Raw genomic sequence first — 11854 nt, forward strand, 5'->3', positions numbered from 1 at the left:
TCCCGCCGGAGTTAGGCACTAGTGCACGACGTCGAATCCCGGCATGGGTGCCCCTTGTTGGGTTTGCGATCTGGAGACTAGGCTGGCCGGGCAATCACAATAGTAAGTTTGCTTAGGAAGGGCGACCATGACCAGCTATGACCCAGAGGACGATCCCCGGACCTTCGGCGTCTCGGGCGCAGCCGAGCCGGACGACACCGCGGGCGACACTGCCGGCGATCCGGATGATGTACACACCGACCCAGACATGCGCCAGGACGAAGAGGACGATCCCGCAGCTTCCGCCAACCCCGACCCCTTGGATGGCAACGTCACGGGACTCGAACCCGGGGGCGGCGTACCCCCGGGCGAAACACCGCCTGCCGAGGACAGCATGAGCAGCGACCAGGGGCACGAAGAGTAGGTCGTCGCCAAGCCGCTGTTACGTTGTTGGGCAACAACGTGACAGCGGTTCAACGACGTAACAGCGGCTCGACAACGTAGAACCAAACCCGAGGAGCCCGAGGCTACGGCAGTCTCAGGATCTCCCCGAGGTCATAATCAGCCGGCTCCTCCAGTTGTGAGTATGTGCAGCTCTCCGGGGTCCTGTCCGGCCGCCACCGACGAAACTGGGTGGTGTGCCGGAACCGCTCGCCCTCCATGTAGTCGTAGGCAACCTCAATGACGAGTTCCGGCCGGAGGGGAACAAAGGAGAAGTCCTTACCGGCGCTCCACCGGCTCTGTGCGCCCGGCATTCGAGAACCTGTAGCTGCCGCGTCTCCTTGATCGGCCCACTGGCCCCAAGGATGTTCGCTGAATTCCGTCTGATACGGCTCAAGTTCGGCCACCAGGCTTTCGCGCTTGGCCATGGGAAATGAAGCCACCACCCCCACGTGCTGCAGCTGGCCGGCGTCGTTATATAGCCCGAGCAGCATCGACCCCACAACCTTTCCCGTTTTGTGCCACCGGAATCCAGCCACCACACAGTCCGCGGTCCGTTCATGCTTGGTCTTGAACATGACGCGCTTATTCGGCTGGTACGTCCCCCCGAGCGGTTTGGAAAGTATGCCGTCAAGCCCAGCACCTTCCAGCTGCACGAACCACTCCTGCGCTTGATCAAGTTCTGTCACGGCAGGCGTTACGTACACGGGCGCCTCAGCCTTGGCCATTGCCTTCTCCAAGGCGGCTCGACGCTCCGAAAACGGCTTGTCCATGAGGTTCTCCCCGCCCAGGGCAAGGATGTCGAATCCGATGAAGGAGGACGGTGTCTTTTCGGCAAGCATCCGCACACGGCTATCGGCAGGATGGATGCGCTGCTGAAGGCCCTCGAAATCGAGCCTGTTGTCAGCTATGAGGACGATCTCGCCGTCGATCACGCATTTGTCCGGAAGGTTCTTCTGAAGGGCTTCCACCAACTCGGGAAAGTACCGTGTCATGGGACGTTCGTTGCGGCTGCCCAAGATGATCTCGTCGCCATCTTTGAAAACGATGGTCCTGAACCCGTCCCACTTCGGCTCAAAGTGGCCTACATCAGGGATCGAAGGAACGGACTTGGCAAGCATGGGCGAAATGGGCGGCATCACTGGGAGGTCCATACGACTATGTTCTACCTGCCAGCCGCGGCGGAAGCTAGTCTTGGGCGATGGATATCTTGGCCGTTCTAGTGGCAGTACTGGCAGCACCTGCCTTCGTTGCGGCCCTTTGGTTCTGGGTCTCGCGCCAGAACAGCAAGGGGAAAGTCCGGCGCGGCGCCGCGGGTGGGATCCTGGGCGTGGCGGACGAAATTTTCCGACCCGAGACCCATTACGCACACCAAGTCCAAAGGATCCAGCACGAGCTGCCAGCCCCGGCTCCGGCCCCGGAGCCTAAGTCCTAACGGACCTTCGCGCTGGAAGGCGTCCCGCCCGTTACATTAATGTGACTTTACTATGGCGCTCATGTACGGTCTAAGAGCGACCCGTATCTCCGCTGGGCCGCTTCCGGGTTGACGCCGAGCTCTGCCGCAAACCGGGATCCGCCAGACTAGCGGCAGAGACGGGGGACCCAGAGTTCCCGGGCCTGATTTTTCATGGGCCCTTGGGGTGAAGCCGCCATGTGCGGCCGGACGGCCTCGTCCGAACCCGACAGCTAACCTCGCAGGCGTTGAGAGGCAACCACCATGTCCCCAACCATGGATCAGCCGCGCCGCGCCCAAATAGCGCGCGAGCGTACCCAACCAACCGGACGCCGTCGGGCCCAACCCAGCGGATCCTCCACCAGCACGCCGGCAGCAGAAACAGGTTCTACAAGCACGACGCCGGAACCCGCCACTGCTTCTGTTCCCACCTCTGCGGCGCCCACCACGCGCGCAGCCGCTCGCGCGGCAGAGCGTGAACGGGCAGCCCAAGCTGTAATCGCTCCTCAAACAGCTCCGGCAGAAACTGCCCCAGTAGACTCCGCTGCTCTGGAGCCGGCTACGGCTGCGATTCCAACAGTTCTGGCGCCCACGCCGGTCGCTCCCGAACCGGCTGCAGATCCCGAGCCCGCCACCGCTGCCATCCCGATGGTGGCTGCTGCTGCACCCACCCCCGCCGCGCACGAACCCGAGCCCGCCACCGCTGCCATCCCGATAGTGCAGGCGCCCACGCCCGGCCCTGGGGATCCGGTCACAGCTGAAATTCCGACCGTTGCCACCCCTCTTCCCACGCCTGCGGCTCCGGCGTTCCCTGCTTCGCCGGCGGAGTCAAAGAGCCCTGCCCAGCTCGCGGCAGCCGCCACCGCGACAGCTGGTCTCGCAAGCCGGAAAGCCCTTCGTGCCCAAGCATCCGGAAGCGGGACAGCCCCTTCCGCGACAACGGTTGCCGAGTCCCCGACGGGCGTTGTCCCCACGTTTGGAGCGTCGTCCTTCAGCCACGAACCACATGCAGTCCTCACCAAGGCCGCCTCGGTCAAGACAATGGGCCAGCGCATGGCAGTCGTCGCTGGGGCATTGGGCCTGGTATTGACCGTTGGCACCATGAGCCAGGCCTTCGAGCTTCCCTTCTTCGGGCAGGAAACACCGGCTCAGGAAGCCAGTGACGCAAAGACGGGTGGCGACAGCAGGCAGTCAACCTCGGCCACCCCCGCACCCCGCTCGTCCAGCTCTACTGCATCAGCTTCGTCGGCGACCAGCGAGGCCGGACAGCCGGCAACTGTTGCAACGCAGTCGTCAGAAGAGGCACCTGCTCAGGGGTCGTCGTCGTCACTTCCGACTCCGGAAGTTTCACTCGCGGATCCTGTTTGGGTCCCTTCGTCGGCCCCGTCGGCTGTTGTTCCTGTGCCGGGCGTGACAACTCCTGTCCCGACCCAGCCGGCCCCGAGCCCGGTTCCGTCGGACACGGTTACCACCCCACCTGCCACGACGACGCCCAGTCCCACGGTTACTCCGACACCTACTCCTACCCAGACTCAGGCACCGAAGCCAAAGCCAACCGGAAATCCAAATGCCACCACGCCGGCCAATGGTTCAGCCTTGGACCTGGACGGCATACTTGAGGGCGCCACAGGGATCTTGAAGTGAGCACGCAACTTCCCAGGACCAGCAAGCACGTCGGATGGCACGGCCGGTACTGCAGCAGCAGCCGCACTGCCACCTTCCGCAATCGGATGGGCCGTTGGAGCTGCCAACGGCTTCGTCGGGCCTAAGGAATCACAGCTACAGCAATCACGGTAACAAGATGAGGCAGGCACCCGCGCGGGTGCCTGCCTCATCTGTTCCGTCTCGCTTTTTGTTTCGTGTGGCTCTTGTTCCTGGCATGGCGTTTCTAACCCAGCAGCCACGCGACCATGACCAGTGCCCCGATGCAGAGCACCGTTGTGCAGAGGATGACGTCCCTGGCCATTGTCATTCCGCGTCCGTAGGGAGAAGCGAAAAGGAAAACGTTCTGGGCGGTTGGAAGGGCTGCCATGATGACGCTGGCCAGGAGGTGCTGCCCCTCCAGGCCGAACACAAAGCGTCCCAGCGCCCAGACCACCACGGGCATGCCCGCCACCTTCAGGGTGGTTGCCACCACGGTCTCCACGCGGCCATCCCCCTTTTGGAGAGGTGCCTTGCCTGCCAGCGACATGCCAAAAGCCAACAGAACCATGGGCACGGCCGCGCCAGCCAGCATGTCGATGGGTTTCTGGACGAGTTCGGGTGCGTCCCACCCCGTAAGAGCCATCACCACTCCCAGCCCCGAGGCGATAATCATGGGATTGGAGAAGGGCTGCAACAGCATTCGTTTCCAGGAGATTTTTGTACCACCTGCCACGCCCAGGACGCTGAGGTAGAAGGGTGCCATGATCAGGAGTTGAACCAGAAGGACTGGAGCAACGTGCTGCGCCGTGCCCACTGCATACAACGAGACAGGAATGCCAATGTTGTTCGCGTTGGCATAACTACTGGCCATGGCACCAACTGCCGTTTCGGCGACCGGCCGCCGGAAGAACACGAAGCTCAGCAAACAATAGAGAAGGCCTATAACGGCTGCTGACAGGAGCGCCAGAGGGGCGTCAACCCCGAGTGCGGCACGGATATCGCTTTTCCCTACCACGGTGAACAGCAGCGCAGGATTGGTGATGTAGAAGGCCGTTCGAGTCAGTGCGCTTTGGACATCAGGGGCCAGCACTTTGTAGCGGGCGGCGAAATAGCCCACCGCGATGACCAAGGCGACGATGAGGATCCCCGAGACAACGCCGCCCACCTTGCTCCTAAAAATTGTTGAGAAACCGCTTTCTCAGCGTAGGGGACGCCTGCGTGGGTGTCCACTTCAGCGCTACCGTTCCACAACACGCGTTCCCCAACACGCGTTCCACAACACTTGGCGACTCACCGGCACGACACCCGCTAGATCCGCGGGCGCGAGGCCCACCGCTGGGCCTTTAGTGCAGCATGCAGCTCGAGCCGGATCCCACCGCTCAACGGATCAGCTCCGATGAGTTGGCGGATCCGGCCGAGGCGGTTGTAGATGCTGCTCCTGTGCAAGTGGAGTTTCGCTGCTACGTCCTGCACGGAGCTGTCGTTGTCGTAGAGCAGTTCCAGCACTGGCAGGAGTTCGCCGTTCTTATCCTGGTCCTCCAAAGTGCGGAAATGAACGGAGCCCGTGTCATCCCAGCCGCCCGGCGCTTGAAGACGATCGAAGAGCTGATACACGCCAACGGCCCGGCTCTCCACCAGTTCCCCGAGGGGCGGATCCACGGCTGCGGCCTGTGCTGCCACTTTGGATTGCCTGTAGGCCCCTGCCAATTGCCGGATGACTTGGAACGGCTCGCTGATGCCCAAGATCACACGGTCCACCGCGCGGCCCGCCCGCTTGGCGAGCTCCAATTGATAGTGCACCAGGACCTGGGCGTGGTCCGCCCGGCCTCCGGATTCCCGGAACAGGACAACGGAATGTGTCTCCGTCCCGGCGCTGAATAACGCGGCGTTGACACCAATCGTGGACTGCAACGCTGCTGTCCGGTGGGTTAGCGTTGCGGCAATGGGGTCGACGTCGGCTCCCCCACCATCCGCGTCCAGGACGGTCACCAGTTGCCACGGACCGCGGCCCTGGATCTCCTTCCAACCGGCCACCGCTGCCACTGCGTTCGACTCCCCGGCGCAGGCCGCCAGAAACTCCTGCTCCCGCCTCCTTCGGAACTCTGATTCGGCCGTGTTGGAATCGAGCAGCAAACCAGCCAACAAGTCCAGTTCGTCACGCACGCCGGGCAATTCGGCGAGTATCGCCGTCGCGGTTTGCTCCTCAAGGTCCTGCTGCACCCACAAGTAGCCCACCCGAAAACCGCGCACCAGCAGCGGGACGCAGACCCGACCGAGCATGCCCAATTCGTCGTTGGCAGGAACAACCACTGGCCGCACCGCTGTGGCGATGCCATGGGAGAGCTGCCAAGCGCTCACATCGCTCGGAACGCGCTTGCTCAGGAGGAAGTTCACCCGGACGCGGTCGGCGTGGGATTGGTTGGAACTGTAGGCGAGGAGGACGCCGTCGAGGTCCTCCAGGGACAGCCCCCTGCCCAGCTTGAGCGCCACGCGTTCAACTATCTCCTCGACGTCCTGCTGCATCCAGAAAGCGTACCAACACTAGGCGACACCTGACGCTCTAGCACTCGACAAATGTCGAGCTCAATGGAAGAAGATCCTTGAATTTACAGGGAGTTCGCTTCCCTTGGTCTGGAGGATCATGTCGCCTGCCTCACAGCCGGATTTATTCTGGAATCACAGCCCGCAGCAAATATCCGGCCGAAAAAGCCGCTAACGATGGAGCCAGCAAATGATCATCGGCGTCCCTAAAGAAATCAAGAACAACGAGTTCCGCGTAGCCATCACGGCCGCAGGTGTCCACGAGTTCCGCACTCACGGACACACCGTTCTGGTTGAGCGGGGAGCGGGCTTGGGCTCTGGCATCACGGACGAGGAATACTCGATCGCGGGCGCCGAAATCGTTGCCGACGCGGACGACGTCTGGGGCCGGGCCGACATGGTCATGAAGGTCAAGGAACCCATCAAGGCCGAGTACCACCGCTTCCGCAAGGGCCTGATCCTCTTCACGTACCTGCACCTGGCCGCCGAGCCCGAGCTCACCGCCGAGCTCATCAACTCCGGTGTCACGGCCATCGCCTACGAAACGGTCCAGGAAGGACGCACCCTTCCGCTGCTCGCCCCGATGTCAGAGGTCGCAGGGCGCCTGTCCGTCGTGGTCGGCGCCTCTTCGCTCATGGCACCGGCAGGCGGCAAGGGCATCCTCCTTGGCGGCGTACCGGGTGTCCGTCCGGCCAAAGTTGTTGTCCTCGGCGCAGGTGTTGCGGGAACCAACGCCGCCGCCATGGCACTGGGCCTCGGTGCTGATGTCACCATCATGGACATCAACATCAACCGCCTGCGGGAACTCGACGCCCTCTACCAGGGCCGCTTGAAGACCGTGGCATCCAACGCCTACGAGATCGAGAAGTCAGTTGTCGACGCAGATCTCGTGATCGGCTCCGTCCTGATCCCTGGCGCCAAGGCGCCCAAGCTCGTCACCAACGAACTCGTGTCCCGGATGAAGCCAGGCTCTGTCCTGGTAGACATCGCCGTGGACCAGGGCGGCTGCTTCGAGGACACACACCCCACCACCCACCAGGAACCGACGTACAAGGTCCACAACTCGATCTTCTACTGCGTTGCCAACATGCCTGGCGCTGTTCCCAACACTTCCACGTACGCACTGACCAACGTCACCCTGCGCTACGCCGTGGCACTGGCCAACCTGGGCGTCAAGGCCGCATTCGACCGCGACCCCGCCCTGGCCGCCGGCCTCAACATCGCTGCAGGCCACGTGGCACACCACTCGGTTTCGGAGGCGCACAACCTGCCCCTCGTGGCCGACTGGCACAGCGTGGTTACCGCCTAGGCTTTGCCCTGGCGTTGACAAGTCGCTGACCCGCTGTTTCGTCGCTGCCCCCCTGTGTGTCAGGGCCAGCGACGAAACAGCGGGTTTTCCACGTTCTGGGGATTGGTGAGCGTCAACGGGCTCTCTAGCCGTTGCCGGGAGTGACTGGTTCCTCAGGGACAACGTGAGTGGGAACCGGCACGGGGATATCCGATTGCCGCAGGGTTGGCGGGGTTACATTGGGCGCCTCGATGCCGGGAGGCGTGATGGGTGCCGCGGGAGTCGGGATGCTGATGTTGCCGGGCTGACCATTTCCGGGGATCTTCGGTGTTTCGGGCATTCCCCCGTTGGGAGCCTTGGGTTCATTAGGGTGTCCTGACGCTCCGTTGGTGCCGCCTTGAGGCTCCTGACTCGGGTTGGTAGTTTTCCCAGTGGTGGTGTTGCCCGCAGGGTTGTGACCGGATGGGTAAGGGTACGCCGGAGTGACATCGCGGCCACGCTGCTCTTCCGAGGGGGAACCAGGATTCTGCCTTGATCCATTGCCTGATCCGGGCGTCAGCTGCGAAACTACTGTGCCGATGGTGGAGCCCAGGTGTTGGAAAGCTCCCGGGATGCCGCCCTCGGAAGCGGCTGCAGCCGTAGCACCGCCTGCCAATGAAACTGCCACAGCGAATCCGGCGATCGCAGCACGGCGCTTACGACGACGGCGGGCCGCGAGTTCGTCAGTAGAGGTTGAGTCTGCAGGGGTTGGGTCAGCCACGTAAGTGGGCCCTTGGACTGACGTAAGTATCGCCGTCGGTGCACCTGCCACCGCGGAGGTGACGTCCGCCGTCGTGCTTCTGCTGCTGGCAGCCGGGTCGCTGATCATCAACGCACGGACGGCCGCGGAGGGCGTCGGAGGGGTGCTGGCGAGGGAGCGCAGTTCAAGAAGTTCGGCACGGATGTCGAGGGCGTCGTCGAGTCCGGAATCGGCCAACAGGCGGTCCACGGCCTGCTCGCCTTTATGACCGTCGGTGTGACCGCTCCGCCGTCCGGCGGGGGTGATGTGTTCACTCATGGTGTGCCATTCCTTCGTAGTGCACTTTTCCTCAGTGCACTCAATGCCCTGCGCTGCAGTTGTTTTATTGCCCCTTGGGATTTGCCCATGATGGCCGCCGTTTCTTCCACCGAGAGGTCAGCCACCACCCTCAATGCCAGGACCTCGCGATGATCTGCAGCGAGGTCCTCCAGAAGTTCCGTGACACCCAGGCTGCCGCGGCCAAATGCTTGGTCTTCTGCCGAGGGCGCGCGCCGCGCGTCCAACTCAGCCTCGTACGGAGCTGAATCCGGGGTCCGTTCGCGCTTGCGATAATGGTCCACCATACGCGCGTGGGCGATCGAGAACAGCAGGGTCCTGGCGCCTTGGAGACCGCCCTGCAGGTCCGGCAGCTTCGGATACAGGGCAAGGAAGACGTCCTGCGTGACGGCTTCGGGATCGTCCACACCACGGGCTCGGAGGTAACCGAAAACCGGCCCTGAAAACTGGTTGTAGGCATCGGTGAAGAGCAGAGCGGGATCGTCCTCGTCCGTCTGCACATATTCATCAGCTAGTGGGTTTAGCACCCGTGGATGCCTCCATCCCGCGCAGCGCAGCGGCCTCTTTGGAGCACCGTCCCCGGTTGTTTTCCGGGCTCAGGACATCCATTGCCACTGCGGTCTGTTACGTACTCCGCCGTCCGTAAAGTGGTGGGGCTCCTCGGTCCAAGCCAAGGAGCCCCACCCTTAAACCGTAACCGCTGGGTCTTTAGCGGACCGAATCGAGGCCTGCACCGGGAGCGGCAGGAACATCGGCGGGCACCTGCGTCGGCAGCGCGGGGGCGGCCGGTGTTGCAGGGGTTGCCGGTACAGCGGGGACGGCCGGGGCGCCGTCCGTTCCCGGAACAGCGGGGACGGCCGGAACGGCAGGCACCTTGGATGCAACCGAAGCGTCAGCGTTCGCGTTTGCGTTTGCGGAGCCCTCAGCCTTCAGACCGGCAGCCTTGCCGGCGTCGACTACGGCCTGGCAGTGTGATTCAACGTTGGCTTCGCCGCCTGCGGCCACCACGATGGACTGGAAACCCGGCACCTTGGTGTCAGCCTTGAGTCCACCATGGATGAAGGCGGTGCAGAGACCGAATGCTTCAGGGGTTGTAGCGAGAGTGTCTTCAGCCTTGGACTTCGCGGCGTCAACAGCGTCCGTTGCCTTGTCTTCGCCAGCCTTGGCAGCGTCCGTTGCCTTTGCCTGTGCGGTCTCGACGGCGTCAGTCGCCTTGGCCTGGCCAGCCTCGGCTACATCAGCTGCCTTCGTGGCGAGGGGAGCAGGTGCGCCGACGAGGTCGTGAGCGCTCTGCTGGATTTCGGTGGGAAGCGCGCCATTGAAGGCAGCGACACCGGTTCCGCCGGCAGCTACAGCTCCGGCAGCCAGGACGCCCGCGGCGACTTTGCTGGTGGCAAGGACAGTGAACAAGGACATAAAAGCCTCCGACAAACGATGTGGGGATTGCCCCGGCAGCGTTTGGGTCGCTGCCGGATGATCAGCGTGCGGACGTGGCCCGCACTCCCTCTACATCGTTCCGGGCACGGTTGAGGTTACGCCTTCCTCGAAATTGTTTTTCCGGGCCGCGGCACGCGCCTGTTCGATCAGCTTCAGCACTTCCACCGAGTCAGCCGGATCCACAGGTGCGGAACGCGCGGATGCCGCACCGCCGTCGTCGATCTTTTCGGCGAGGAGGCGATAGAACTCAGGATAGGCACCGCGCTCGGTGGGGATGGTTCGGCGCTGCCCGTCCGATTCAAGGGTCCCGTAGTTTTCGGCAGGCTCGACACCGTACTCAGGATCGGTAGGCAGCCCACCGCCCAGAACAAAAGGCTCCTGCGGATCGGTGCCGAACTTTACAAAGGCGCCCTTCGTGCCCAGCACACGGAAACGCGGTCCGTGGAGGTGGCTGTTGAGGTTCAGGGTCACGTGGCTGACGACGCCGGATTGGTGCTGAAGCGCGATGAAGACGTCGTCGTCGGCCTTCTCCTGCGGACGTCGTGCCATGATCTCGGCATAGGTGACGTGCGCCGGTCCGAAGAACTGGACGGCCAGGTCCAGCACGTGTGCACCGAGGTCGAACAGGACCCCACCGCCGTCCTCGGCAGTAGCGCTAGCCTTCCACGCTTTGGCGATCTCGGGTGCCCAGCGCTCCATCCCCGCTTCAAACCTGGTCACGGTGCCCAGCGTCCCGGCGTCGAGCAGTTTCTTCAGGGTGAGCGCGTCTCCGTCCCAGCGGCGGTTTTGGTAGACAGTGAGAACGCGGCCTGCTTGCGCGGCGAGTTGGATCAGCTCCTCACCTTGCTCGCTGTGGACAACAAACGGCTTATCGACGACGACGTCGAGTCCGGCTTCCAGCGCGGCTTTCGCTAGCGAATAGTGCGTGGCGGGCGGTGTGCCAAGGACGACGAGATCCAGTTCGTCGGCCAGTGCCAGGATGTCCTGCGGCGTGTTGACTACCTTGGCCTGCGGGTATCGTTCAGCCGCCTTTGCCTGCCTTTGGGCGTCTGATGTGGCAATGACGGCAAGGTCATACGAAGTGTTGCTTGCAATGAAGGGCGCATGGAATACGCTGCCCGATAACCCAAAACCTGCGATGGCGGTGCGAATCGGCCTGGAAGTCATGCCCCAAGGCTAATTCAGTAAACCTCCCGCCGGTGCGCGCTGCGGAAGATCAGGACGACGAGTTCGTCTTCGTGAATCTCGTAGAGCACCCGGTAGTCGCCTATTCGAATCTGCCAAGCATTTGATGTGCCATTGAGTTTCTTCACCCCGTCGGGTCGAGGGTTGCTTTCCAGATCGGCGATCGCCAGGAGCAATCTTCGCCGAGTTGGAAGGTCGAGCTTCCGTAGCTGTTTTGCCGCGCCGCTGCTTAACTCCACACGATACGAACTCAACGGTTGATGCCGTTCTCCTTCAGGAGTTCGTCAAGACCTACGCGGGTACCGTCGTCTTCTGCTTTAGCTTCCTTGAGGGCTCTAACGTCCGCTTCGTCTTCGAGACGCTCGAAACGTTCAAGGTCCTCGGCGCTTATCAACACCGCCGCAACCTTGCCCCGACGCGTGATGTTGATCCTCTCGTGCCCGTATGCGGCGCGATTGATCGTATCTGAGAGATGGACTCTCAGGTCAGCAACACTTACGAAGTAGTCGGCAGCACCCATGCGCCTATCCTAGCGCCAGTTGTACCTAATGTACATAGGGGACGAAATGTACAGGCGATGTGAGAGAGGGATCCGGAAAAGGAGGCAGGATGTGAGAGAGGGATCGGGACAAGACCGCAGGACGTGAGAGAACGATCGGGGATGCGGTCGTATGGTTTTGTGAGACAGCTTGATGGGAGCTTCAGTTCAGATGACCACGCCCAGAAGAAAATACGATGCGGCTTTCCGTGAGGATGCTGTGCGGCTTGTTTTGTCCACGAACCGGCCGGTGAAACAGGTCGCCGAGGAGAT

General features: G+C 62.6%; 13 protein-coding genes and 1 riboswitch. Of the genes, 4 read left to right on the forward strand and 9 right to left on the reverse strand.

Annotated features, from left to right (window positions below):
• Positions 1–127: 127 nt before the first annotated feature.
• Positions 128–403 (forward strand): DUF6480 family protein, encoded by a 276-nt coding sequence (locus tag AB4Z15_RS23325; RefSeq protein ID WP_442004466.1) that lies wholly within the window; start codon positions 128–130, stop codon positions 401–403.
• Positions 404–506: 103 nt separating this feature from the next.
• On the opposite strand, the gene AB4Z15_RS23330 is transcribed toward AB4Z15_RS23325, so the two are convergent.
• Positions 507–1574 (reverse strand): ATP-dependent DNA ligase, encoded by a 1068-nt coding sequence (locus AB4Z15_RS23330; protein ID WP_442019152.1) that lies wholly within the window; start codon positions 1572–1574, stop codon positions 507–509.
• Positions 1575–1621: 47 nt separating this feature from the next.
• On the opposite strand from AB4Z15_RS23330, the gene AB4Z15_RS23335 reads away from it, so the two are divergent.
• On the forward strand, positions 1622–1855 hold the full coding sequence (locus tag AB4Z15_RS23335) for a hypothetical protein (RefSeq protein ID WP_442019153.1): 234 nt from the start codon (positions 1622–1624) through the stop codon (positions 1853–1855).
• A gap of 129 nt (positions 1856–1984) precedes the next feature.
• Positions 1985–2135: riboswitch (cyclic di-AMP (ydaO/yuaA leader) on the forward strand.
• Between the two features lie 2 nt (positions 2136–2137).
• Positions 2138–3517, forward strand: coding sequence for a hypothetical protein (locus AB4Z15_RS23340; protein ID WP_442019154.1), 1380 nt, complete (start codon positions 2138–2140; stop codon positions 3515–3517).
• A gap of 244 nt (positions 3518–3761) precedes the next feature.
• Here the strand turns inward: AB4Z15_RS23340 and AB4Z15_RS23345 are convergent, their stop codons facing one another.
• Positions 3762–4682, reverse strand: coding sequence for an AEC family transporter (locus AB4Z15_RS23345; RefSeq protein ID WP_442019155.1), 921 nt, complete (start codon positions 4680–4682; stop codon positions 3762–3764).
• Between the two features lie 143 nt (positions 4683–4825).
• Positions 4826–6040 carry a PucR family transcriptional regulator gene (locus tag AB4Z15_RS23350; RefSeq protein WP_442019156.1) on the reverse strand — a complete coding sequence of 405 codons (1215 nt, stop codon included), beginning with the start codon at positions 6038–6040 and terminating at the stop codon, positions 4826–4828.
• 208 nt (positions 6041–6248) lie between these two features.
• Here AB4Z15_RS23350 and ald point away from each other — a divergent pair, with 208 nt between their 5' ends.
• On the forward strand, positions 6249–7367 hold the full coding sequence (gene ald, locus AB4Z15_RS23355) for an alanine dehydrogenase (RefSeq protein ID WP_216926266.1): 1119 nt from the start codon (positions 6249–6251) through the stop codon (positions 7365–7367).
• A 124-nt stretch (positions 7368–7491) separates the two neighbouring features.
• On the opposite strand, the gene AB4Z15_RS23360 is transcribed toward ald, so the two are convergent.
• From AB4Z15_RS23360 to AB4Z15_RS23385, 6 genes are all read right to left on the reverse strand, one after another.
• Positions 7492–8403 (reverse strand): hypothetical protein, encoded by a 912-nt coding sequence (locus AB4Z15_RS23360; protein WP_442019157.1) that lies wholly within the window; start codon positions 8401–8403, stop codon positions 7492–7494.
• A complete protein-coding gene (locus AB4Z15_RS23365; protein WP_442019158.1) occupies positions 8400–8948 on the reverse strand; it encodes an RNA polymerase sigma factor in 549 nt (182 codons plus the stop codon). The genes AB4Z15_RS23360 and AB4Z15_RS23365 overlap by 4 nt, the downstream gene beginning before the upstream one ends.
• Positions 8949–9129: 181 nt before the next feature.
• The gene (locus tag AB4Z15_RS23370; protein ID WP_442019159.1) at positions 9130–9837 is read right to left on the reverse strand and encodes a hypothetical protein; all 708 of its coding nucleotides are present in this window, start codon (positions 9835–9837) and stop codon (positions 9130–9132) included.
• A 90-nt stretch (positions 9838–9927) separates the two neighbouring features.
• Positions 9928–11025 (reverse strand): Gfo/Idh/MocA family protein, encoded by a 1098-nt coding sequence (locus tag AB4Z15_RS23375; RefSeq protein ID WP_442019160.1) that lies wholly within the window; start codon positions 11023–11025, stop codon positions 9928–9930.
• Positions 11026–11039: 14 nt separating this feature from the next.
• A complete protein-coding gene (locus AB4Z15_RS23380) occupies positions 11040–11297 on the reverse strand; it encodes a type II toxin-antitoxin system RelE family toxin (protein WP_442019161.1) in 258 nt (85 codons plus the stop codon).
• Positions 11294–11563 carry a type II toxin-antitoxin system Phd/YefM family antitoxin gene (locus AB4Z15_RS23385; RefSeq protein ID WP_442004455.1) on the reverse strand — a complete coding sequence of 90 codons (270 nt, stop codon included), beginning with the start codon at positions 11561–11563 and terminating at the stop codon, positions 11294–11296. Before AB4Z15_RS23385 ends, AB4Z15_RS23380 begins: the two co-directional genes overlap by 4 nt.
• Between the last annotated feature and the right edge of the window lie 291 nt (positions 11564–11854).

This window comes from Paenarthrobacter sp. 2TAF44, from assembly GCF_052114885.1.
Classification (GTDB): Bacteria; Actinomycetota; Actinomycetes; order Actinomycetales; family Micrococcaceae; genus Arthrobacter.